Source organism: Pedobacter sp. 22163, from assembly GCF_052045595.1.
Taxonomy (GTDB): domain Bacteria; phylum Bacteroidota; class Bacteroidia; order Sphingobacteriales; family Sphingobacteriaceae; genus Pedobacter.
The window spans coordinates 536,838-561,120 of sequence record NZ_JBQEPM010000004.1 but is presented as its reverse complement, the minus strand read 5'-3'; the positions used below and the strand labels follow the sequence as shown (position 1 = coordinate 561,120).

Annotated in this window: 24 protein-coding genes; 15 read left to right on the top strand and 9 right to left on the bottom strand. The window is 38.4% G+C overall.

Going from position 1 to position 24,283, the window contains the following annotated elements:
- Positions 1 to 106: 106 nt before the first annotated feature.
- Positions 107 to 760 (bottom strand): hypothetical protein, encoded by a 654-nt coding sequence (locus tag ACTJKN_RS13570; protein WP_440825719.1) that lies wholly within the window; start codon positions 758 to 760, stop codon positions 107 to 109.
- A 209-nt stretch (positions 761 to 969) separates the two neighbouring features.
- Between ACTJKN_RS13570 and ACTJKN_RS13565 the strand changes: the two genes are divergently transcribed.
- The 7 genes from ACTJKN_RS13565 (at position 970) to ACTJKN_RS13535 (ending at position 6,700) form a co-directional block, all read left to right on the top strand.
- Positions 970 to 1,452 carry a hypothetical protein gene (locus ACTJKN_RS13565; protein WP_440825717.1) on the top strand — a complete coding sequence of 161 codons (483 nt, stop codon included), beginning with the start codon at positions 970 to 972 and terminating at the stop codon, positions 1,450 to 1,452.
- 53 nt (positions 1,453 to 1,505) lie between these two features.
- Positions 1,506 to 2,864: a peptidylprolyl isomerase gene (locus ACTJKN_RS13560; protein ID WP_440825715.1), complete on the top strand. Its 1,359-nt coding sequence runs from the start codon at positions 1,506 to 1,508 to the stop codon at positions 2,862 to 2,864.
- Positions 2,865 to 2,869: 5 nt separating this feature from the next.
- Positions 2,870 to 3,832, top strand: a complete 963-nt coding sequence (locus tag ACTJKN_RS13555; RefSeq protein ID WP_440825713.1) for an AAA family ATPase — start codon at positions 2,870 to 2,872, stop codon at positions 3,830 to 3,832.
- A 144-nt stretch (positions 3,833 to 3,976) separates the two neighbouring features.
- Positions 3,977 to 4,594, top strand: a complete 618-nt coding sequence (locus ACTJKN_RS13550) for an HD domain-containing protein (RefSeq protein WP_440825711.1) — start codon at positions 3,977 to 3,979, stop codon at positions 4,592 to 4,594.
- A 507-nt stretch (positions 4,595 to 5,101) separates the two neighbouring features.
- The gene (locus ACTJKN_RS13545) at positions 5,102 to 5,605 is read left to right on the top strand and encodes a DinB family protein (protein ID WP_440825710.1); all 504 of its coding nucleotides are present in this window, start codon (positions 5,102 to 5,104) and stop codon (positions 5,603 to 5,605) included.
- 244 nt (positions 5,606 to 5,849) lie between these two features.
- Positions 5,850 to 6,371 (top strand): hypothetical protein, encoded by a 522-nt coding sequence (locus ACTJKN_RS13540; protein WP_440825708.1) that lies wholly within the window; start codon positions 5,850 to 5,852, stop codon positions 6,369 to 6,371.
- A 140-nt stretch (positions 6,372 to 6,511) separates the two neighbouring features.
- Positions 6,512 to 6,700, top strand: a complete 189-nt coding sequence (locus ACTJKN_RS13535) for a hypothetical protein (RefSeq protein ID WP_440825706.1) — start codon at positions 6,512 to 6,514, stop codon at positions 6,698 to 6,700.
- A gap of 79 nt (positions 6,701 to 6,779) precedes the next feature.
- On the opposite strand, the gene ACTJKN_RS13530 is transcribed toward ACTJKN_RS13535, so the two are convergent.
- The 6 genes from ACTJKN_RS13530 to cysS form a co-directional block, all read right to left on the bottom strand.
- The gene (locus ACTJKN_RS13530) at positions 6,780 to 7,664 is read right to left on the bottom strand and encodes a glycerophosphodiester phosphodiesterase family protein (protein WP_440825704.1); all 885 of its coding nucleotides are present in this window, start codon (positions 7,662 to 7,664) and stop codon (positions 6,780 to 6,782) included.
- A 239-nt stretch (positions 7,665 to 7,903) separates the two neighbouring features.
- The gene (locus tag ACTJKN_RS13525) at positions 7,904 to 8,761 is read right to left on the bottom strand and encodes a nuclear transport factor 2 family protein (protein WP_440825702.1); all 858 of its coding nucleotides are present in this window, start codon (positions 8,759 to 8,761) and stop codon (positions 7,904 to 7,906) included.
- 89 nt (positions 8,762 to 8,850) lie between these two features.
- Complete coding sequence (locus ACTJKN_RS13520; protein WP_440825701.1) at positions 8,851 to 9,834, bottom strand: M28 family peptidase; 984 nt, start codon at positions 9,832 to 9,834, stop codon at positions 8,851 to 8,853.
- A 164-nt stretch (positions 9,835 to 9,998) separates the two neighbouring features.
- Entirely contained in the window at positions 9,999 to 10,388 is a 390-nt protein-coding gene (locus ACTJKN_RS13515; RefSeq protein WP_440825700.1) for an endonuclease domain-containing protein, read from the bottom strand.
- Between the two features lie 509 nt (positions 10,389 to 10,897).
- Positions 10,898 to 11,578, bottom strand: a complete 681-nt coding sequence (locus tag ACTJKN_RS13510; protein ID WP_440825698.1) for an aspartate/glutamate racemase family protein — start codon at positions 11,576 to 11,578, stop codon at positions 10,898 to 10,900.
- A gap of 43 nt (positions 11,579 to 11,621) precedes the next feature.
- Positions 11,622 to 13,082 carry a cysteine--tRNA ligase gene (gene cysS / locus ACTJKN_RS13505; RefSeq protein ID WP_440825696.1) on the bottom strand — a complete coding sequence of 487 codons (1,461 nt, stop codon included), beginning with the start codon at positions 13,080 to 13,082 and terminating at the stop codon, positions 11,622 to 11,624.
- A gap of 444 nt (positions 13,083 to 13,526) precedes the next feature.
- Between cysS and ACTJKN_RS13500 the strand changes: the two genes are divergently transcribed.
- The 4 genes from ACTJKN_RS13500 (at position 13,527) to ACTJKN_RS13485 (ending at position 16,574) form a co-directional block, all read left to right on the top strand.
- Positions 13,527 to 13,958 carry a GNAT family N-acetyltransferase gene (locus ACTJKN_RS13500; protein ID WP_440825694.1) on the top strand — a complete coding sequence of 144 codons (432 nt, stop codon included), beginning with the start codon at positions 13,527 to 13,529 and terminating at the stop codon, positions 13,956 to 13,958.
- Positions 13,959 to 14,154: 196 nt separating this feature from the next.
- Complete coding sequence (lipA, locus tag ACTJKN_RS13495) at positions 14,155 to 15,048, top strand: lipoyl synthase (protein ID WP_029278501.1); 894 nt, start codon at positions 14,155 to 14,157, stop codon at positions 15,046 to 15,048.
- A 114-nt stretch (positions 15,049 to 15,162) separates the two neighbouring features.
- On the top strand, positions 15,163 to 15,714 hold the full coding sequence (locus ACTJKN_RS13490) for an RNA polymerase sigma factor (RefSeq protein WP_131027860.1): 552 nt from the start codon (positions 15,163 to 15,165) through the stop codon (positions 15,712 to 15,714).
- Positions 15,715 to 15,716: 2 nt separating this feature from the next.
- Positions 15,717 to 16,574, top strand: a complete 858-nt coding sequence (locus tag ACTJKN_RS13485) for an anti-sigma factor (protein WP_440825693.1) — start codon at positions 15,717 to 15,719, stop codon at positions 16,572 to 16,574.
- Positions 16,575 to 17,109: 535 nt separating this feature from the next.
- On the opposite strand, the gene ACTJKN_RS13480 is transcribed toward ACTJKN_RS13485, so the two are convergent.
- Both ACTJKN_RS13480 and ACTJKN_RS13475 read right to left on the bottom strand, forming a co-directional pair.
- Positions 17,110 to 17,811 (bottom strand): AIM24 family protein, encoded by a 702-nt coding sequence (locus tag ACTJKN_RS13480; RefSeq protein WP_440825691.1) that lies wholly within the window; start codon positions 17,809 to 17,811, stop codon positions 17,110 to 17,112.
- 133 nt (positions 17,812 to 17,944) lie between these two features.
- A complete protein-coding gene (locus ACTJKN_RS13475) occupies positions 17,945 to 19,441 on the bottom strand; it encodes an NAD(P)H-hydrate dehydratase (RefSeq protein ID WP_440825690.1) in 1,497 nt (498 codons plus the stop codon).
- A gap of 169 nt (positions 19,442 to 19,610) precedes the next feature.
- Here ACTJKN_RS13475 and yiaA point away from each other — a divergent pair, with 169 nt between their 5' ends.
- The 4 genes from yiaA (at position 19,611) to ACTJKN_RS13455 (ending at position 24,149) form a co-directional block, all read left to right on the top strand.
- On the top strand, positions 19,611 to 20,018 hold the full coding sequence (gene yiaA, locus ACTJKN_RS13470) for an inner membrane protein YiaA (RefSeq protein ID WP_029278495.1): 408 nt from the start codon (positions 19,611 to 19,613) through the stop codon (positions 20,016 to 20,018).
- Positions 20,019 to 20,213: 195 nt separating this feature from the next.
- Positions 20,214 to 21,527 carry an ethanolamine permease gene (gene eat / locus ACTJKN_RS13465; RefSeq protein WP_440825688.1) on the top strand — a complete coding sequence of 438 codons (1,314 nt, stop codon included), beginning with the start codon at positions 20,214 to 20,216 and terminating at the stop codon, positions 21,525 to 21,527.
- Positions 21,527 to 22,888, top strand: a complete 1,362-nt coding sequence (locus ACTJKN_RS13460) for a glutamine synthetase family protein (protein WP_440825686.1) — start codon at positions 21,527 to 21,529, stop codon at positions 22,886 to 22,888. Before eat ends, ACTJKN_RS13460 begins: the two co-directional genes overlap by 1 nt.
- Before the next feature lie 112 nt (positions 22,889 to 23,000).
- The gene (locus ACTJKN_RS13455) at positions 23,001 to 24,149 is read left to right on the top strand and encodes an iron-containing alcohol dehydrogenase (RefSeq protein ID WP_440825684.1); all 1,149 of its coding nucleotides are present in this window, start codon (positions 23,001 to 23,003) and stop codon (positions 24,147 to 24,149) included.
- The last annotated feature ends 134 nt before the right edge of the window (positions 24,150 to 24,283 follow it).

Genomic DNA, 24,283 nt, shown 5'->3' with positions numbered 1-24,283 from the left:
TTTTGGGAAGGTGTAGGGTGTAGGATGTAGGATGTAGGATGTAGGATGTAGGATGTAGGATGTAGGATGTAGGATTTGAAAGATTAACCGTTTCTTTGTTACCGGATTATTTAATTTTCTGAAGATGCCCCCAAAGTGTTTTCTTAGCGGTTAAATCGCTATCCAGATGATGGAGGTTAGGGGCAAATATAATCCTGGTGGTTTCGTGAACAATGATTTCATTCTGCCAGGTAAGGTTCAGTCTCAAGTCGGCAATCTCTACTCCAAAAGACAACATAATGGCCGGTTTAAAAAACCTATGCAGTTCTGCATAGTCAGTTCCGCTATAATTTGCATAATTTAAAATGGCAAAATCGGGTGTGCCCAAGTCTACTGCCTTCACAATTTTGCGCAGCAGTTCCCTGCCCTGTTCGGTACTTACATCGTTCTGATTATCGTTTACTAAAATCAGCACCGATTTTTTATTTCCACCTAAAAATTTAAACGTTTTTTCTGGTGCTGGTTCGGCCACAATATGCGGAATTTCAGGACCTTGCGTATAAACTTTAGGTGCATTTGTAGGATTAATCCCAGGAATTTGCGTTATTTCCGGTTTTAAAACAGGTTCTTTTTCTTCAGTAACAGAAACATTTTCGACAGCAAAAACTGGCTCTGGATTACGTAAAGGCAGAATTTCTACACTTTCATCTTTTACCAAGAAAACCTCTTCAGTAAAAAATAAACGTAAAGCATTCGCATTGTTGGTAACCTGGTTTTCCATTCGTATTTTTGTTGGATAATAATTTCTGTTAAAATTAGTTAAATATCTTATAATAGCGTCGCTAATTGTTACTTTTATCCCTTAAAATTTATAGAGTGCTCTGCGTGAGGAAAGCTTATTGCCTATTTGTTTTTAGCTTTATTTATAGCATTTCGTTTGCACAAAACGTGGCTGTGGTAAACGGTAAATCAATAAGCACCAAAGAATTTATGTGGGCATACAAAAAAAGCCATAACGGAAACGTTAGTGCAGCTTACGATACTTTACAAGCATATTTAAACTTGTATATAAATTTTAAGCTTAAAGTTTTAGATGCCCGGGAAATGGGATTGGACAAAAATGCTAGTTACCAGGAAGAAATCAAAACCTACGAAGATGCATTAACCACACATAAAAAAATTGGCGTAAGTAACAAAGACCGCGATTTTTTATTGAACGAATACCGTGAAGGGGTTTTAATGTTCAATGTTTCGGAACAAAAAATCTGGAATAAGGCACAGGAAGATGAGCAGGCGATAAATGATTTTTACAGTAAAAACCAACAAAAGTATAATAAACCCTTAAGCGAGGTTAGAGGAGAGGTAATTGCCGATTACCAACTTAGTTTAGAAGAAAATTGGCTAAAAAGCCTCAAACAAAAATATCAGATCAAAATTAACGAAAACGAGTTAAAAAAGCTTGCCAAGTTATAACCAACCTGATTTTTTGACCATAAGTATTAAATTTGCAAAATATAACAAATAGAATGAAGAAAGTTTTTTTAGTAGCAACCGCTTTAATTTGCCTGTTTTTAAACAGTTTCGCTCAAAAGCATACTGTAGATAAAGTTGCTGCTGTTGTAGGAAATAATATTATCCTGCTATCAGATTTAAACCAACAATACACACAATATCTTTATCAGGGAAACCAGGCCAACAATGATATTAAGTGTAAAATATTACAACAAACCTTAACTCAAAAACTGCTTAAACAACAGGCTGAGATCGATTCAGTAATGGTTGAAGATGGTGCTGTTGATGATGAAGTAAACAAGCGTATGCGTTATAGCATGCAACGTGCCGGCGGGCAAGAGCGTTTAGAACAATTCTTAAACAAATCTGTGCTTCAGTACAAAGATGAGATCAGACCATCGGTAAAAGATGAGTTGATTGCTCAAAAGATGCAACAAAAAATTACTGAGAACATTAACGTTACACCAATGGAAGTTGAAAAATACTTCAAATCGTTAGGTGATAGCATTCCTGAATTTAATACTGAGGTAGAAGTTGGTGAAGTAATTTTAAACCCACAGTTAACCAGAGCAGAAAAACAAAAATTCCGCGATAAAATTGAAGCTCTTCGTTTAAGGGTTAAAAGTGGTGAAGATATGGGTGTGTTAGCTAAAACCTACTCTGAAGATCCAGGTTCTGCTGCCGATGGTGGTGATTATGGTTTTATCGACAGAAATACCATGGTTAAAGAGTTTACCGCCTGGGCATTTAAGCTGAAAGCCGGAGAAATTTCACCAGTATTCGAAACAGATTATGGTTTCCACTTTTTACAGGTTTTAGAACGTCGAGGCGAGCAGGTACACGTTAGACATATTTTAATTATGCCTAAAACTACACCAGAAAGTTTAACGCGTTTAAAATTGCATGCAGATAGCATTTACAACAATATTATCGGTAAAAAATTAAGTTTCGCTGCTGCTGCAAACCTTTATTCAGATAATAAAGAGAGTAAATATAATGGTGGTATGATGCTTAATGCCGAAAATGTTCAGGCAAGAAGTACCTTTATTCCTGTTGATAAATTAGATCCTTCTGTGTTTCTGGTAATCGATAGCATGAAAATCGGCGGTATTTCTAAACCAGATTTATTTACTGCTGCTGATGGAAAACAAGGATATCGCATTTTATATTTAAAATCTAAAATCCCACCGCACAAAGCAAACTTAACACAAGATTTCCCAAAAATCAGAGATGCCGCACAAAGTGATAAAATTAATCGTACTTTAAGCGAATGGTTTGAAAAACGTCGCGAAAGTACTTACATTAAAATCGACGACGAATTTAACACCTGTGATGAATTAAAAATTTGGACTAAAACCACAGCCGCAAAATAACACCAATGCAGTATAAGAACGAAGTAGAAGCTGTTGATGCACTTCATCAATCTTTCAACAACATTAAAGCCGAAATAAGCAAAGTAGTAGTTGGACAAGATGACATCATAAAATCTGTTTTAATCGCCATTTTTAGTAACGGACATTGTCTGTTGGTTGGCGTACCGGGATTAGCCAAAACTTTACTTGTACAAACGGTGGCTTCTGTTTTAGACCTCGATTTTAACCGCATTCAGTTTACCCCCGATTTAATGCCAAGTGATATTATTGGCGCAGAGATTTTAGGAGAAGACAGGCACTTTAAATTTATAAAAGGGCCTGTTTTTTCTAATATTATCCTCGCTGATGAGATTAACCGTACTCCACCAAAAACTCAGGCGGCTTTATTGGAAGCCATGCAGGAGAAATCAGTTACTGCTGCTGGTCAAACCCATATTTTACCAAAACCGTTTTTCGTTTTGGCCACACAAAACCCTATTGAGCAGGAAGGCACTTACCCCCTACCCGAAGCGCAGTTAGATCGTTTCATGTTCAATATTCAGTTAAATTACCCTGCCTTTGCAGATGAGTTGAACATCGTAAAAAACACCACCAGCAATAAAACCGTTCAACTGCAGAAAATTATCCATGCAGATGATATTCAATATTTCCAGAAACTGATCCGCGATATTCCTATTACCGATAATGTTTTGGAATATGCCGTAAAACTGGCTGCTAAAACCCGCCCCAACAGCGAGTTTGCTACGGATGCAATTAACAAATACATCAGCTGGGGTGCTGGTCCGCGTGCCTCGCAGTTTTTAGTATTGGGCGCAAAATGCCATGCCGCTGTAACAGGGAAGTACTCGCCAGACATTGAAGATGTTAAAGCAGTTGCTGAGCCTATTTTACGTCACCGCATTGTGCGTAATTACCGTGCTGAAGCTGAAGGCTTATCAATTGAGAAAATCATTAAAGATTTATTGTAGTAGCATTAAGCTAGCCGGGATTTGCAATCCCATCTGATAAGCCAGAATTTTTAACCTCTATTAGTGGATTACAATCCATTATACAGCAGGAAAAGTCATCTCCAATCCGTATCTTGTGTATCGATACTATTCGAGCAAAACCTCGTGCTAAAAGATACATTCATTAATCTCTTAACAAATTATACGGATAGTGACCGAATAATAGCCGAATTTTGGGCTGAGATTGAGAAAAAGTACACTCATAAAAAAAGACATTATCACACACTTTCACATCTTGATAACCTGCTGACGCAACTTACTGAAGTAAAAGTTAACATTGAAAGCTGGGAAAGTATTCTATTTACGATGTTCTATCATGATATTATTTATAATGTTTTAAAATCGGATAATGAAGAGAAAAGTGCCGGACTTGCCCAGAAGAGAATGGCGCAGATTTCAGTTCCTGATCACATCATCAATAACTGCAAAACTCAAATAATAGCCACTAAAAAACACCTTGCTTATCCTGAATCAGATACAAATTATTTTACTGATGCAGATCTTTCGATATTAGGCCAAAGCTTAGAAAACTATACTACATATTCGCAAAACGTAAGAAAAGAATATTCAGTTTATCCAGATCTCATTTATAATCCAGGACGAAAAAAGGTTCTGGAACATTTCATAAAAATGGAACGGATTTTTAAAACAGATTATTTTTATCACAAATTTGAAAGCCAGGCAAAATCGAATCTACAGTTTGAACTAGAACAGCTCGGCTAGCCGGGATGCAAATCCCATCTAATAAAATGCTTAGGTTACCTTTCTATACTAAATGCATTAAGGATAAACATGCAGTTCATAAAACCAGTGTTAGCCTTTATTAGAAGGAGAATCATTTCTTTAATATTTCTTGGCTTTTATATCAGAAGCTGGGTGTTTTGTTTTATGTTTTTTCATAGTTTACCAACCAGCTCTGCACTAAGATGCGGGATGCCTGATTTTGGTATGTTTATTTCCATAATGTTCCTATCATGCATCTATTTAATAACATTTCTAGTCCTTACTTTAATAAATAAAGGACAATCTAAAAATGAATTCATTGTGATTACCGCAATGATTCCTTTACCAATCTACATTGGAATAATTGATCTGTTAACTTAAACTTTTGTTATTCAGGATTTTCAATCCTTCTATTCTCTAAAATACAATAGGTCTGAATTACAAATCCCGACCAACGCAAGGCCTTGCAACACAAAACTCATCACAAACAATTATATTTGTTTTAAGATGGATGCGAATAAACTTACCGGTGCTATAGCTGCACTGATGGATGAATATAAAAAGGCGATTGAGGAGCTTATTGCGGTAATCGAACCCATTAGCCCACATCAACTGATTAAAACCATTGAGCCAGAAAGTTCAAATCCAGATTGCATTTCTATTCAAACCATCTTAACGCATGTAACCGCTTCAATGTTTAGTTATGCGGTATATATCGAAAATTCTATTGGATTGAAAACAGTAAGGCCGGAACGATTGCAGTTTGACCATATCACACCTTATATCTCAAGGATCAGGGAAGCACTTAAATATAACGAGGATTTTTTCAACAGAAATCCTGACATCACCATGGAAGAGTTCGATCAATCTAAAAAGATAAATACAAAGTGGGGACAACAATACGATGTAGAACAAATGTTAGAGCATGCCATCGTTCATATTTTAAGGCATAGGAGGCAGATTAAAAATGCGCTTGTCGATATAAAAAGCAGATCAATCGAAAAAAAATAATTTGCAATTCACTGAAAATAAATATCTTTGCATCAAAATTTACAGAAATGCTAAGTCAACTACATATCCAACAATTAAGCTTTAGCCCGTCTTGTGGTATAAAGGACTTGGGTATTGACTTAAATTTCCTCCCCAACCCTTAACGCGGTTTTAAGTTTCAATAAACAAAACCCACATTTAAAAATCAATTTTATTACGCATTTGCTAAGCATTTAACCGCTTATCAAAATTAATTATATCCGTTATGGACATTTATACCACTGTAGAAGAAAAATATCTACAGGCCATCGAAGAACTGCACTGGGGCGAATTACCCAAGGCACTTCAGTATTTTAACGAAATTATTGTTTTCGACCCTGATTATGCAAGAGCTTATTTTCAGTTGGGCGATATTTATCAGAATCATTTTAAAGATTATAAAACAGCAGGTTATTATTACAAACGTTGCATTGAGCTAGATTCGGATTTCCCAGAGGTCTATAAACCCTATCTTGAACTTGTTATTACGCTTAAAATGCACAAATTGGTGAAACAGGTTGCAGAAAAGGCTTTACTTGTACCTGGTGTTTGCGAAGCACACATTTACGAATGTTTGGGCCTACATGCCGAGCAACAGCAAAATTTTACAGACGCGGCAAATTATTTCAAAAAAGCAGAACTGTTTAATGCCATTCAGGATGAGCAAAGCACTTTAATGGAGCACCAAAACCGTATTAAAAGCAAAATGAACAGCACAAAAGCAATGATTTACGATTTACAAGGATAAAAGGCAATGCCTTTTATCCTTTTTAACTGATCGGTTAATCTTATAATACAATTCACCGAATTGCCCTTGTTATTTTAATTTTGTTACTATCTTTACCGCACAATTACAAAGCATAAATTTTTAAATCAAAAATATTCGATATGTCAGCTCACGATTCACACGCACCTGTTCAGCAAACAAAAGGCATTTGGGCTTTACCATTGGCTGCATGGATTCTGGTTTTATTATTGTGCGTCTATTTCACTAGACCAATCTTTAACCACAAAGAAGCATCTGCTCATCATGAAAAAACTGAAGCAGCGCACGAAAAACCAGAAGCACACCACTAGGGGGTTTCCAGTTATAGAAGCATAAAAAAAGCGTTCGGATTTGAATCTTAACGCTTTTTTTATGCCCTTTTATTTCTGGCTATTTAAGCTGTCCCATGATGTTGGGAAAATCGGTAATGATGCCGTCTACCCCGAGGCTCATAAAATAATTCACTTCCTTTACTGTATTAACCGTCCATGGGATAATTTTAATACCCATTTCGTGGCAGCGGTCTACCAAACCCTTACCAACCAAAACCGAGTAAGGACTATAAATAGTCGGTTTAAAACCTAACTTATCAATATAATCTTCAAAGGGTTCTTTTTCATCAATCAATAACGAGGTTTGTATTTTGGGATATTTCTCGTGCAGGTATTGTAGCGTACGCATATCAAATGATTCGATAATCACTCTTTTGGCAAGTTTTTTCGAATTAATTACTTCCATAATCAATTCTACAAATTCTGCAGGCTCGGGATGAAATTCGTTATCGCCCTTTTTAATTGTTTTCGTTTCGATGCTATATACAGGTTTGGCGAGTTTGTGTGCTTTAACATAAGCCTCAACCGCATCTATTGTTTCAGAAAGTAGCGGTTTGTATGCTTTAAACTTCATCTGACCAGGGAAGCGGTTATGGACCTTACTGCCTACATCAAACTTTTTAACCTCCTCATAATCCATCTTGTAGATGTTATAATTCTTTTGATCTTTTAAAGTAATCGGCTTACCGTTAGGCAGCAAAGAAATCTCATTGTTAAAGTAAGGCTCTTGTGAAAGCACCACTTGCTTATCTTTCGAGATCACGGCATCCATTTCTAAGGTGGTAACGCCTAAATCAATCGCTTTTAACATTCCCTCAATGGTATTTTCGGGCATAATACCACGTGCGCCGGCTTTACCCTGTACATCGAATTTTTTCTTTTGGGCAGAAACATGAAAAAACAATAAAATCAGGGTTGAGAGCAGAAGTAATTTTTTATGCATGAATTTTAAACGTAAAATGAATAATTTTATTGGTGATAATAATTTTTGGAGCGCAAAAACTGTGCTTCTATTTAATGTTTATTCCTGCTTTCCGTTATATCTTTTGGCTACGCTTCAAGATACCACTCCATCCGATAGCAATCGGATCAGGGCCAGATCGGACCATAAAGCAAGCAAAATATAGAAATAAAAAAAGGGCTTCTTTTTATGGAGAGCCCTCTTTAATTCACATTTGTTATTTATCTTTCTGCTGGTACAAAGGCCTGTACAATTAAGTTCCAGCTTGCATCAGCTCCCTTTTCATAAACGAAAACATAATTAAAACTTTCACGTAAATCGGCCTTGTAATCGATAGTAGCAACGCCATAGGTATAAGCCAAATCACTACCGATTGCTTTATCTACGCCTGTTGTTTTTAAGTTAATTTTGCTGATCATTCCGTTATAAAAAGCAATAATTTTTCCTTTTCCATCTATGGCTTCGTTACCTGGAAAAAGTAAACGGGCATCGCTGGTTAAAAAGCCTCCAAATGCCGCAATTCCATGCGTTTTTAATAACGTATTTAATGTTTTCTCGGTGGTTAAGATAATTTCTTTCCCGGCCTTGATTTCTTTTTCATTTAAGAACTTTGGTGCAACATGATCTTTAGGTTCAATAAACTGTGGCGTAACTTTGGCCAAAGGTTTATTGCTTTCAGTTCCTAAATCAATAGCTAATTTCCATCTGCCATTTTCTGGTTTCCAGATTGATAAGTATTGACCATATTTTTTCTCTGAAGTACCAACTTCATATGGTCCCGTAGTAAAACCTAAATCGCCACTGCGTGATACTTTCGCCAGGTTTGGCGTCCAGGTTACATCGTTTTCAGCATTTGCCTTAGCCGCGTAAAACGTTTTGGCCTGAACAGGATTTGGTCTGAACACTAAGGTACTCGTTGATGAATAGTCTATAAAAGCTTCTTTATCTCCATTTTTGGCAATTGACTTAGCAAAATCCTTCTCAGCATTTACTAGAGATTTGGTTGTTCCGTCGCTTTTTTGGGCAAAAGCACCTAGGGCTAAAAGCGAAGCTATTGCAGTTGAAAATAATTGTTTCATTATTAATTAAGATAATATTGTTTGGCGAATATAAAATTTTCTTTAATGTATGACCTTAAAAGTAATTAACAATTACACATTAAGGTCACTTATTTTTCTCTATAAATGGTTTCTAAAACAGTTTGCCCAGTGGCTTTCAAGGTATTTTTATCGATATTGGCTAAGTTATCCAATTGCGTGTGCCAATTGATATAAAAACCACTGTTATCATTGTAATGGATAATATCGATAGAAGGAATGCCTGCTTTGTTCATCCAAAAATGATCATCAACCAATTTTCCGCTTGGAATTTTCGTAAAGTAAGAAGCGTAACCAATTTCATTACCAATGTCCCAAACCTTGTTTACTACGTTTGGAGCAGCCTGACGGGAGATTTCATCCTGCGTAAACTGCGCGCTACCACCACCGACCATATCGAGATTAATGCCGTACAAAGCTTTATATCCTGTCGCAACTGCTTTTTTAGCCCAGTATTGAGAGCCTAAACACCATGTAGTTTCATCTGCTGTTTCATCATTGGCCTTGCCATAATCTTCTAAATCCCACAGTATAAAATCGACTCCAACATCTGGCTGTTTCTGCTGAATCTGACGTGCCATTTCTAAAATCACTGCCACCCCACTCGCACCATCATTTGCCGCATCAAAAGCTTTCGCATGGTTTGCAGGGTCGGTATCCTGATCAGAAAATGGGCGGGCATCCCAGTGTGCGGTGATCAAAACCCTCTTTTTTTGATCTGGATTAAAAGCGGCAACAATATTTTTCAACTGAAAGCTTTTGCCATCATAAGTTTGTGTTTTCTCGCCCTGAACAATTACATCAGCGCCGAACGATTTGAGTTTAGCCACCAAATAATCGGCACATTTTTGATGAGCCATGGTACCTGGAATCCTAGGGCCAAAATCAACCTGAGCTTTGGTATAGGCATAAGCACTATCGGCATTAAAATCAGGAGAAGATAAAGTAGCTACTGCCTTTTCTCCATTTTCATCAGCATTTTGGTTTGTTTTATTCCGACAAGCCTGAAGTGCAATTAAAGCGAATAAAGGCAGTATTAAAAGTTTTTTATTCATTGTTTAATTTAACGGAAAATTGTTTAAAGTAGTGTAATGGGTTGGATTTAGTCGTTCATCTTCATCCCCCTGCCCCCTTCAAAGGGGGACGAATTAATTGCTAGAGAATAGTCCATTCCCCCTTTGAAGGGGGCAGGGGGATGACCTGGCGAAAACTTGTTTCTTTAACAGGATCTCGGATGATCTTTCTCCCGTTCAGCGATAAAATTCTGAATTGTCCTATCTACATTCTCGATATCGTTCATGACCTCATCATCACTAAACCTCAGAACATGAAAACCCAATACTTTTAAAATATCTTCGCGTGCTTTATCTTTTTCAAATTGTCCCTCCCACTCATGGCTAAGGCCATCAACCTCGATAACCAACCTTAAATCTTTTGAGAAAAAATCCGCAATATAATTCGCGATTGGTCGCTGTCTTAAGAAAGAATATCCCAGCATTTTTTTATTCCTCAACAATTCACACCAGATTCTTATCTCTGCTTTTGTACTATCATTTCGATGGCCTCTAGCAAAAAGTTTTAATTTAGAATTATAGTGGTTGTTATCCATGATATCTTAAACCTTTTCTTAGCAGTAAAAAGTCGAAAAATGCATATAGCAAACAATTTGTTGTTTTATTCATCTTTAAAATTAAATATGATCTTCTTCATCCCCCTGCCCCCTTCAAAGGGGGACAAATTTCTTGGTGAGCCCAAATGTGTAGGATTTGTTTTCTACACTTAACCTATTCCGCGTCGCTCTTTAAGGGAGACGGATTTCTTGAGAGCCTAAAAATCTATGAGACTTATTTTCCTACACTTAACTCTTTCCCTTTCAAAGACGACTGATTCCTTGATGAACTCAAGATGCAAAGGGTTTATTTTTTCACGATTAATACCTCCCCCTTTGAAGGGGGCAGGGGGATGACCCTGCTAAAAATCTTTCCTTTCAAAGGATCCGGGGATGATCTTTCTCCCATTCTACAATATATTGCTGAATTGTCCTATCTACATTCTCGATATCGTTCATGACCTCATCATCACTAAACCTCAGCATATGAAACCCCAATACTTTGTTAGTTACGAAAGCATATAATCTACAATCGCCTGGCAATGAATTTTGGTCGTATCAAATACCGGAATCTCAAAGTCATCCTGATTAATCAGCATAGGAATTTCGGTACACCCCAAAATTATCCCCTCAGCTCCTTCCCTGATCAGATCATTAATTATCTGGATATATTGTGTCCTGGTTTCTTCCAAGATCACACCTCTACCTAATTCTTCTTTAAGGGTAAACTGTATATAATCGCGGGTTTCTTTCTTTGAAGGCACTAAAACATGTAACCCATGGTCTTTAAGCTTTTTGATATAAAAGTCCTTTTCCATGGTAAATACGGTCCCCAGGAGCCCTATATTTTTAATTCCAGTAGCATTTATGGCCTTAGCAGTTTCGGCACCGATATGGATAATAGGCAAGGCAATTTTTTCCTGCAATTGATCGGCAAAAAGATGCGCGGTATTGGCGCAGAGTGCAATTGCTTCTGCCCCACTTTTTTTTAAACTTTCGCAAGCATTGAGTAAAAGATCAAACGATCCTTCCCAGGTTTTATCTTGTATATCGCCAAAATTAAGGGAATAAATTAAACATTCGGCGAAATTTAACCCACCCAAACGCTCATTTACTCCCTCATTTATAAAACGATAATAATCTATAGTAGATACCCAGCTAATACCGCCTACTAAACCAATTCTTCTCATTGCTAAAATCGATTATGACTTTGGATTGTAGACTCAGGACTAACTACGCTTTACTCCAGGTCGTTCCCTCTTTGCCATCTTTAAGCTGGATTCCCAACTCTTGCAAGCCAATACGGATGCGATCGGAAGTGGCGTAATCTTTATTCGCTTTTGCTTCGGTCCTTAAGTTAATCACCATATCCAGAACGCCATTTAAGTCGTTACCTCCGGCATCTTCATCTTTCAATCCTAATATATCGAATACAAAATCGTTAACCAGTTGCTTCAACTTTTCTAATGCTTCTGCAGAGATTTTGCCCTTACCATCGTAAACGGTATTGATAATCCTTACTGCTTCAAACAGTTCGGCAATCAAAATCGGACTGTTAAAATCGTCATTCATCGCGTGGATGCATTTCTCTTTCAATGCATCGATATCGAAATCGTTCTGTTCTGAAACCGTTAACTTATCTAACAAACCAATAGCAGCCATTAAGCGGCGGAATCCTTTTTCAGAAGCATCTAAAGCTTCATTCGAGAAATCTAAAGTACTGCGGTAGTGTGCCTGCAACATGAAAAACTTAACTGTCATTGGGCTGAAGCCTTTTTTCAATAAAGCGTGATCACCTGTAAATAACTCTAAAGGAAGAAAACCGTTACCAGCCGATTTAGACATCCGCGTACCGTTTACCGTAAGCATATTGGTGTGCATCCAATAGCGGGCAGGCTGTTTATGGCTGCAAGCTTCAGATTGTGCAATTTCATTGGTATGGTGTGTTGCTGCTAAGTCCATTCCACCTCCATGAATATCAAATTCGGCGCCCAAATATTTAGCACTCATGGCCGAACATTCAATATGCCAGCCCGGAAAACCCATGCCCCATGGCGATTGCCATTGCATTAAAGTTTCTGGTTTCGCTTTTATCCAAAGTGCAAAATCTAACCTTCCACGTTTCTCATCCTGTCCACCCAGTTCACGGGTATTGTTCAGCATATCTTCCAGATTCCGGTTGGTTAAAATGGTATAATTATATTCTTTGCTATATTTTTCTACATCAAAGTACACATTGCCATCAATCTCATAACCGTAACCGTTGGCAATAATTATCTTGATCATTTCGATCTGTTCGATAATGTGCCCTGTAGCAGTTGGTTCGATGCTTGGCGGCAGCGTGTTGAACATACGCATAACATCATGGAAACCTAAAGTGTACTTCTGCACAATTTCCATTGGCTCAAGCTGCTCTAATTTTGCACGTTTTGCAAACTTATCATCACCCTCGTCCCTATCGCCTTCTAAGTGACCTGCATCTGTAATATTACGCACATAACGCACCTTATAACCAGCATATTTAAGATACCTGAAAATTAAATCGAAAGATATAAACGTGCGGCAGTTACCCAGGTGCACATCACTATAGACAGTAGGACCGCAAACATACATCCCAACATTGGGTGCATTTAAGGGTAGGAAAAGTTCTTTTTTGCGCGAAAGCGTATTATAAAGCTGTAAGCCAGTATTCATATTGCAAATGTAATATTAAGTTAGAAAGTTAAAACGTTAAAAGTTGCAATGTTTCGCTTATGATTTTTAACTAACATTTATAAACAGGTTCCGTGCAGTATCTGTGCTGTGAGATATTACCATCTAACAGTAAAGCAAAATTTATTTATAGTGTTGATTTTTCTCCGACACCAGAAAAGGTAATTGCTGCTCATCGGTAAAAGCAGTCCCTCTTTCCGCTGTAGCTTCGCCGAAGGGGCTCAGGCTGCCGCTTCAATAGGGTTTAGTTTGGTTATTCCTCTGCTTTTGGCTTGAAAACCATCGCTAAACCTGCGATGTCTGCCCAGCCCCTGGCCTTATGAGGCTTCTCCAGTTGGCCTGGCACGCGGTGAGCTGTCAGATGTCACCATTTGACGGTAAAAACAAAATTTAATCTTTAATTTTAGCTTCATCTATCAATAAAAAATGGTTCAGATCAGAGAAATTTCGGAAAAAGATGCCGAAAGCGTAGCTACGCTTTCTACACAATTGGGTTACGAAAGCGACATCAAACAAACATCAGAAAGAATTAAACGCATTAATAACAATAATGAAAACTGCGCATTTGTTGCTTTAGTTGATGGCGAAGTAGTAGGCTGGATTCATGGTTTTTACACCCTTCGGATAGAATCTGATCCATTTATTGAAATTGGCGGTTTAATTGTGGATGAAAAATACCGAAACTTAAAAATCGGGAAGCAGTTGATTGAAAATATAAACCTTTGGGCAAAAAAGCATCAGGTAAAAAAACTAAAAGTAAGGTGTAACATCAAACGCACCGAAAGCCACAAATTTTACGAGCGGCTTGGCTTTAAGGAAAATAAACGACAGATTGCGTTCGAAACGAATGTGGTTTAATTTTTTCAATAGCGTCAGATAGAAACATCTGACACCACAAACAGGTCCTTGCTAAACTTGCGAAGTTTAGATCAGCCCCTGCCCAGCCAGACTTCGCAAGTTAGCCAATCCACAATTAACCAATTCACTCCAATTATTACAACCTTCAAACATTTCTGCATTGTAACATTTCAATCCTATTCATTAACTTTGTACCATGATTGATTTACCGGTAGTACCTGCTGTAACTGAAGTAAAACGTAAACCAGATTGGTTACGTGTAAAATTACCCGTTGGTAAAGAATATGCACAAGTTCGCAGTTTAGTAGACACGCACAAGCTCCATACCATCTGCGAAAGCGGAAATTGTCCTAATATGGGCGAATGTTGGGGTGCAGGCACGGCAACCTTCATGATTTTGGGTAACATCTGTACCCGTAGCTGTTCTTTCTGTGCTGTAGCCACGGGCCGCCCTTTGGCCGTTGATGTTGACGAGCCTAACCGCATTGCCGATTCGGTAAGATTAATGGGTGTTAAACATTGTGTAATTACTTCGGTAGATCGCGATGATTTAAAAGATGGCGGCTCAATCATCTGGGCAGAAACCCTACAGGCTATCCGCAGAGAAAGTCCAATTACTACTTTAGAAACCCTAATCCCCGATTTCAAAGGTCAGTGGGATAATTTATACCGCGTATTAGAAGAAAGACCAGAAGTGGTTTCGCACAATATGGAAACCGTTAAGCGTTTAACCAAACAAGTGCGTATCCAGGCTAAATACGACAGAAGTTTAGAAGCTTTAAAAAGAATTTCTGAATTTGGCTTAAGAACAAAAACAGGCATTATGCTCGGCTTAGGCGAAACCGAAGAAGATATTTTCGAAGCCATGGACGATTTGGTTGCCAATGGTGTGCATATCTTAACTTTAGGTCAATACTTGCAACCTACACGTAACCACCACCCAGTTGTAGACTGGATCCATCCGGATACTTTCGCAATGTATAAAGAAGCTGGGTTAGCTAAGGGCTTAAAGTATGTAGAAAGCGGTCCGCTGGTGCGTTCATCTTATCATGCAGAAAAACACCTTTTTCCAATTGAGGGGATTGCATAATTCACTTATATAAGTAGGGATTTAAAATATTTTATAATCGTACTCCCTGGCGGAATGCATTTACAAAACATTTTTTTGCTTTTACTGTTCTGTATTGTATCTTAGTAACCAATAGTGACTGCATTAAAAAAATTAACCCTAACTGAGCCTGAACTTGTTCAAGCACTGCAATCGAAAGATCCCGCGGTTCTAAAAACATTGTACAGCATGTATTCGTCAGCGCTTTATGGCGTTATTTCGCGCATTATCACCCACACAGAGCTTGCTGAGGATGTACTACAAGAAACTTTTGTAAAAATCTGGCAGTCTGCTGCACACTATGACAATACCAAAGGACGTTTGTTTACGTGGATGATGAACATTGCCCGCAATTTATCGATCGACAAACTACGTTCTAAAGACTTTAAGAATTCACTCAAAAACCAAGATATAGAAAATAACGTAAGTTTCGTTGATGAACAAAACAAGGTAACGTTTAATCCTGATATTCTTGGAGTTAAGCAACTTGTAGAGAACCTTAAACCGGATCTACAAGCAGTTCTTGATTTAGTTTATTACAAGGGTTTCACTCATGTGGAAGCCGCAGAAAAGTTAGATCTGCCATTAGGTACGGTGAAAACCCGGATCCGGTTGGCTATTATTGAATTGAGAAGGAATTTTAATTGAGCGTGGAAAATTTAAAAGCATATATAGAATCTGGAGTACTTGAGCTGTACGTTTTAGGTGATTTATCACCTGAAGAAGCGTTGCAGGTTGAGGAAATGGCATCTCAACACCCTGAGGTAAGAGATGAAATAGCTGCCATTGAGCAAGCTATGGAGCAATATGCTATGCAAAATGCTGTAGAACCATCTGCAGATGTAGAAACAAGATTATTCGAAAAGTTGGGGTTAAGTGAAGTTGAAGAGAATGTGAATGTTCAACCCGAACCAATTTATACAGAAGAACCAAGAATTATACGTTTAGATGGAAGTGATGCCAAAGTAAGAACTTTGCGTTACGCCTTAGTTGCTTGTATAGCTTTATTGGTAGTAAGTACAGCGGCATTGTTTATTACGTATAACAAGCTAAATGCCGCACACGACCAAATTGCAAGTTTGAACCTGGATAAACAAAAATTTGCTGGCTTAGTAAGCAAATTAGAGTTCGAAAACCAGGGTTTAGATAATATGGCTGCAATGGCCGACAGCAAAGAATGGGCAACCATCAGAATGGCTGGCCAGGCTTTTAGCCCGAACTCGAAAATGAAAGTTTACTGGAACAAGAAAGATAAAAGTGTGCTGATCAACTATGTAGCAATGGATTTACCAAAAACCGATGCAGCACATCAATATCAGTTATGGGCTTTGGTAAACGGCAAACCGGTAAGTTTAGGCGTATTCGGCAAAACGGATTCGACTAGTAACGAGGCATTGGTAAAAATGCAGGCTATTCAGGAAGCACAGGCTTTTGCAGTAACCTTAGAGCCTATGGGCGGAAGCGTTAACCCAACAATGGATAAATTAACCGTAATGGGCGGTGTTTAAATAGAAATAATTTAATCAATTATATAAATCCCGACATTGATAAAATGTCGGGATTTTTTGTTTTTATAACATTAATTTCTCGTTGATGTTTATATTAGAAAACGAACAGTTCCAACTCCGTAGGTGCTGCAGTCCCGTTATACACTCCAATCTTTTTATTGCAAATTCAATACATCAGGCAATACGTTTAGTCTAATCTATTTTAAGCAATAAAAAGGATTTCCGTTACTACCGGGTTTAGGAACAATGGGCATGTGGGTTTTGACCTTTCAACTGCCTTTGGTAGACAATGGTTTTGCTCTATGCAACCTTAAATAGAATGAATGGCTGTACAGCATAAACCTGACAATAGCGAACACCAAACGCAGAGCGGTAAAGCGAATGGCAGGGCTATAATTGCCTAAATGCTTCTGCATGTGCTTTCCAAAAAATAGATGTAAATTTAATATGTAAATATTATTGACAGGAGTAAACGAAATGGAGAGATTTTATTGATAAAGATCTCTCCACTGCGGTCGAAATGACGATTCGATGATTAAGATTTCGCTGCGTACTTCACCTCTTCGTAAGGCTGCACCAAAACCCATCCCTCGCCAAAAAATTCTAACTGGAAAGATTCGCCACTTCCTCTTCCGATAAAAGACCCGAAAGTTAAATTGGTTTTAATGTTTGGCGTTAAGTTTTCAGACCAGGCTACTGTAGCATTAGGATCGGTATACACCGCCTGGTTACCGGTAACCCTTAATAAAATCGGTTCGCCATGTGTGGTAATGGCAATGTAGCCACTGCCCGATAATTTAACCTGAAATAAACCACCGCTCATCATCCCTGCAATGCTTTTTAGCATTTTTATTTCGTTTTTAATATTGTCTTCTAAAGCCAATACATCATTACCATTTACAAATACCGCTTCGTTTTGGAGTTTGATGATCTTTACTTTCTTGCCCTCATCGGCCAGATATAGTTTACCTGTTCCTGTGGCGTGCATCAGCGAAGTACCTTCGCCAGATATGGCTTTCTTTAACAAACCGCCCAAACCTTTGCTCAATAGTCCTTCTCTTTTAAAATCAATATTTCCGATGTAAGCAACCATAGAACCTGCTTTTGCCAATATTTTTTGATTTTTTAGATTTACCTCCAGCATGGCAGGTTTCTCTAATTCGAAAAAATCGTTTTCATTTGGATTCTCTGCCGATTCCTGAATTAATTCATTCAGCGTGTACTCTTTTTGTGCCATAATAATTTTTTTCCGTTTTTAAGATATCTGTTATTTTAAATATTCCCTTAAACTATAAATTATAAACTAGAAGCATAGTAGATTAATACCGGTTTTTCTCCACAATTGTGGCTAACTGCACATAACAAACAAACTAATTGGATATAAGCGCTTTAATTTCTTTGGGCACCCTGGTTGCAACCTGCGAGGCGGTAACTACAAAGTTTTCGTGCGCTAAATGATCGCCCGCTTTTCCATGAATGTAACAAGCCAAAATAGCGGCATCTGCTGCGGCATGTTGCTGTGCTACAAAGCCCGCAATAATGCCCGTAAGAATATCCCCCATCCCCCCTTGAGCCATTGCCGGATTACCAGTAGGGTTGATGAGCACCTTACCTGTTGGCAGGCAGATAAAAGTATACTGGTTTTTAAGCACAATAACAATCTTCTGTTTTCTGGCTTGTTTTATAGCCGTTTGCACCCTGTCCCACCAGTTATCATGTTCGCCAAATAACCGATCGAACTCCTTCATATGTGGGGTAAGAATGCTATTTGCGACAAGTTTATCGATCAGATCGGGCCTTTCACCCAGAATATTTAAAGCATCGGCATCAATAATCATTGCTTGGTTGGCCATAATCAAGCTTTCGAGCAGTTTTTCATTCTCAGCTTCAGCACCTAAACCCGGACCAATAGCAATGGCCTGATATTTCTTTGGATTCTCTATTCTCGTGTATTCGTCCCTTGGTAGCGCCATTACTTCTGGTAAGGTTGTATTTAAAGCGATTAATCCACTTTGCGGGATACAGGCTGTGGTTAATCCCGCCCCTGTGTGTAAACAAGCCATAGAAGACAGTAAAGCCGCACCCATGGTATTGGTATTTCCAGCAATAATCAGTGCGTGGCCGTAAGTACCTTTATGGCTGAACAATTTTCGGGGCTTCAGCATCTTTTCAATATCAGATTCTTCCACTAAATAGAAATCTGCCTCTTGTTTTTGAATAAATGTCTCATCCAGATCAATATCAACCACCTCATATTTTTCAGTTGCCATGGCCGACTCGGGGAAGAAAAAGTTAATCTTCGGCCGTTGAAAACAAATTGTTTTATACGCTTTTATGCCGTTGTAATCTTTAGGTAACTTGCCTTCGGCAAAAAAACCGGTGGGTACATCAACTGCATACACTTTTTTATTCAGCTTGTTAATGGCCTGAACCAGCTGTTCATATTCTCCGCTTAAAGGTTTATTTAAACCAGAGCCTAAAATGGCGTCGATAATTAAATCGGCTTTCAGGTTCTTTAAATCAGAAACCTGGTTGATGATCGTTTTTTTGCATCTCGTTTCCTCAATCCGCTGTAGGTTGATGGCAAAATCGTCGCTTTGTTTTTTACTGAAGTTGATGATGTAAACTTTTATATTCTCATATCCGTTAGCAATAAGCAAATGGGCAATGGCTAATCCATCTCCTCCATTATTTCCCTTCCCACAGCATATAGCAACGCTTTTATTCGTATCGAACTCATCTCTTAAAAAAGTTTGAACAAAAGCCCTCGCAGCTTTTTCCATCAGATCGATTGATGCTATTGGTTTATTAGCAATGGTAAACTGATCGGCACTACGCATTTGAGCAGAAGTAAGCAATGTTTGCATATAACTAAGATAAGATTATACAGCTACAATGCAAAAGAGTGGGATTTTGTTTGATTTTTTATACCCAAAGTAATAGTCTTCCAAAATAATTTAAGATACTGTCTTTTAATTTTTATACCTTTTGCCAATCTTTAGCGTTGTCTATTGAATTAAATTAAATCTCAAAACAATGAATCAAAAACCATCGAATGCATTCGTGGCAGCTGCCTGGATTGCATTAGGTATCGGAATGATCGGCTTTATTGTAGGCCTGTGGCGTTCTGATATGCTTCTTAATGAAAAAGGATATTATTTTACCGTATTGATGTTTGGCCTTTTTGCCGTAATCTCTTTACAAAAAGCTGTTCGCGATAAATTGGAAGGAATTCCTGTTACTGAAATTTACTACGGCATCAGCTGGTTTTCTACGCTTTTAACCATTACTTTATTGGTAATCGGTTTGTGGAATGCCACTTTGCTGCCCAGCGAAAAAGGATTTTATGCCTTTGCCTTTTTACTCTCGTTGTTTGGTGCCATTACAGTGCAGAAAAATACGAGAGACAGCCAGATCGTGAATAAAAACCGCGATTCGGAATAACCAAAACAGCTTATTCTTAACGAATTTTATTGAAACCAATGCTCAGGCATTGGTTTTTTATTTTTAACCAAAAACGAATATATTATCTCCTTAACCAAAAAATAATTGCTACTTTAAACATCAGATACCGAGGCTAATAGTTTATCATTTTCGAGCAAATAATATAAACCTATTTCAATCTTGTAAATCCTGCCAATGGAACAAAAAGATAGCTTAAAGAAAACACTCACCCCTTTTATGTTATGGGGGCTTGGTGTAGGGTATGTGATTTCGGGAATGTATTTCGGTTGGAACTTAGGCCTTGAAAAAGGCGGTACACTGGGTATGGCCATTGCCACTGTTGCCATTATGGTGATGTATGTTACCTTTAGTTTTAGCTATGCCGAACTGGCTTGTGCCATACCAAAGGCTGGTGGTGTTTTCGATTATGCCAATACAGCATTGGGCAAAAACATCGGTTTTATTGCCGGTATTGCCCAAATGGTCGAATTTATATTTGCACCACCCGCCATTGCATTTGCCATTGGCGCTTATTTTAATGCCTTCTTTCCGCAGGTACCCATTCTCACCAGTGCAATTGCGGTGTACTTTATCTTTACTGCCTTAAATATATACGGTGTAAAAGCCGCGGCTTCGTTCGAAGTAATTATTACCATTTTGGCTGTTGGCGAGCTGTTATTGTTCTCAGGCATTACATTGCCTAAATTTCATGCAGAAAACCTAGTCCATAACAATTTTCCGAATGGTTGGAGCGGGGTTTTTGCTGCCATCCCTTTTGCCATCTGGTTCTTCCTGGGTATTGAAGGCGTTGCAAATGTAGCCGAAGAAACCAAGAACCCACAACGGGATATTAGCAAGGGCTTTGGCTGGGGCATATTTACATTGGTTGTTTTATGTGTGCTTGTTTTTATCTCCACCATTGGCATTGGAGGTTGGGAAGCCATTGTATATAAAAACGGAAAATCGGGCGAAACCTCTGATTCGCCTTTACCACTTGCCCTTTCGATGATCACAGGCGACAACCACCTGATGTATCATTTACTCATCACGGTTGGGTTATTTGGCTTGGTAGCCTCCTTCCATGGATTGGTTTTAGCAGCTGGTCGTTCTACTTACGAGATGGGGCGGGTTAAAAGTATCCCAGCTGTCCTTGGAAAAATTTCTCCTAAATTTCAAACACCCGCAAATGCATTAATTGGCAATGCGGTGATTGGTATCATCGCACTTTTATCAGGTAAAACTGCCGAAATTATTATCATTTCTGTATTTGGCGCATTAACTTTATACATCATCTCGATGATTGCGGTAATGGTACTTAGGAAAAACAAACCGGCAATGGTAAGACCTTTCAAAACGCCAATTTATCCGTTATTTCCCATTATTGCATTAGTTATTTCCTGCGTTTCTTTCATCGCAATGCTGATTTATAATCTTAAATTGGGATTAATTTATTCGGGAATTGTTTTGGGCATATTTCTTCTATATAAAATATTTAAAAAGGCAGATTAATGAGTACGAGCAAAGAAATTCTGGATTACGTTAAAAATCATCCCTCTGGAAAAGTAAAATTAGCTGTTGCCGATATCGACGGTATTTTAAGGGGGAAATATGTAGCCGCCGAAAAATTCGCATCACTGGTTGAAGGCCGATTGGGTTTCTGTGATGTTACCTTTGGTTGGGATGCAGGTGATGTGGCGTATGAAAATGGAAAATATACAGGTTGGCATACCGGCTATCCAGATGCACAGGTTAAAATCGATCTGACCACGTTCCGAAAAATCCCATGGGAAAATGATGTACCATTCTTTTTGGGCGATTTTATTGACGATCAGGATCAGGCAAATTTTGTCTGCCCGAGACAATTGTTAAAAAAAATAATTACCCAGTGCGAAAGTGAAGGATTTTCGCCGCTTTTTGCACAGGAATTTGAATGGTTCAATTTTTTGGAAACGCCAGAGACAATCCAGGAAAAAGGTTTCGTTAATTTAAAACCTTTAAGTCCGGGCATGTTTGGTTATTCCATTTTGAGGAGCACCTACCGAAATGAGTTTATGAGCGATCTGTTCGAACTGCTAAATAAATTCGATATCCCGATTGAAGGTTTGCATACTGAAACCGGGCCCGGGGTTTACGAAGCTGCTATAAAATATGCTCCTGCCTTACAAGCTGCTGATCAAGCGATATTATTTAAAACAGCCGTAAAGGAAATCGCCTATAAACATGGTATCCTTGCCACATTTATGGCCAAAATAAGCGAAAACTTACCGGGGTGCAGTGGCCATGTGCACCAAAGCCTCTGGGATGCAGACAAAAAGATCAATTTATTTTATGATGAAAAAGATGCAGATAAAATGAGCGAAATAATGAAAAGTTATATCGCTGGTCAGTTGCATTGCCTCCCATACCTTTTACCAATGATTGCCCCTACTATAAACAGTTATAAACGCTTAGTTGAAGGCGCATGGGCACCAACTACGGCAACCTGGGGAATCGATAACCGTACAACAGCATTACGTGCGTTACCAGGAAGCAAAAAGGCATCGCGTTTAGAAACCCGGATAGTGGGTTCGGATACCAATCCTTATTTAGCACTTTCGGCCTGTTTAGCTGCCGGAATGTACGGTGTTAAAAATAAATTAAAACTCGAACAACCGGCCACCAAAGGAAACGGATATACCGATTTATCGAACGGCTCATTATCGCGTAATTTATTTGAAGCAACACAAAAGATGAAAAATTCTGATCTGGCCAAAACATTATTGGGCGGGGATTTCGTTGATCATTTTACGATGACCCGCGAATGGGAATGCAAGCAATATGCTAAAGTAGTAACCGATTGGGAATTGAAAAGGTATTTAGAAATTATTTAACGTTAATAGTCATCATTCTGAACTTGGTTCAGAACCTCTGCAGGATAGATGCTGATCCCGATTAATCGGGACAGCATGACGCAAACTCGAGAAAAAAATAAAAACAATTGTCATGATATTTGATAAAATCCATCAGTTTAATTTCCCAACAACCATCCGTTTTGGCGCTGGCGCAGTAAAAGAGTTGCCCGCCTACTTAAGCAAGAACAATTTAAAGGCACCATTAATTGTAACCGACCCTACCATCGCCCAACTTCCTTTTTTTAAAACCATTGTTGAAGATTTAAAGGCAAAGGGTATTGCTGTAGAGGTTTTTAGCGACATCCACAAAAACCCGGTAAAAAGCGATGTTTACAAAGGTACTGATGTTTGGGATGCCACCAATCGCGACAGTATTGTTGGCATTGGTGGTGGTGCAGCTTTGGATGTTGCCCGTGCAATTGTACTCCGAGTTAATCACCGCGAGGATTTATTCAAGTATGATGATTTAATCGGCGGCGATATCTACGTAACGAACGATGTTCCACATTTTATCACCATTCCAACCACATCCGGCACAGGAAGTGAAGTTGGCCGCAGTGCAATTATTGCCGACGATGAAACCCACCAGAAAAAAATTCTGTTCTCGCCCAAATTAATGGCGCAGATCGTATTTGCAGATCCCGAACTCACTATGGATTTACCCCCATTTATTACAGCAGCAACTGGCATGGATGCCTTAACACACAACATGGAAGCTTATTTAGCTAAAAATTTCCACCCCATGTGTGATGGAATTGCACTAGAGGGAATTTCATTGATCAAAGATTCTTTGGAACGGGCAACTAACAATCCCGATTTAGAAAGTCGTAGTAAAATGTTAATGGCTTCGATGATGGGCGCAATTGCTTTTCAAAAAGGTTTGGGTGTAGTACATTCGCTGGCACATCCGCTTTCTTCGTTGTTAGACACTCATCACGGGTTGGCTAATGCAGTGAATATTCCTTACGGTATGCAGTTTAATATTGCTGGTTTTGAAGATCGTTTTAAAAAAATTGCCCGTACGTTGGATCTCAAAGATGAAAATGGTGAAGCTGTTGTAAAATATCTGTTCGATTTAAATACGAAAGTGAATATTCCGCATAAATTGAGTGATATTGGCGTTAAAAATGAACATATAGAAACACTTGCCGATTTAGCCTTTGCAGATTTTGCACATCCAAATAATCCTAAACCGGTAAGCAGAGAAGATTTTAAACAATTGTATTTAACCGCACTTTAAAATAGGATTAAAAGATTACGTGATTTTAGGATTACTAAACCATTAAAATCAGTGTAATCTAAAAACCGGTGTAATCATCCCCGAAGGAAAAATAGGTGTAATCTACCCGAAGGAAAAAAGATAAATCAGTGGAA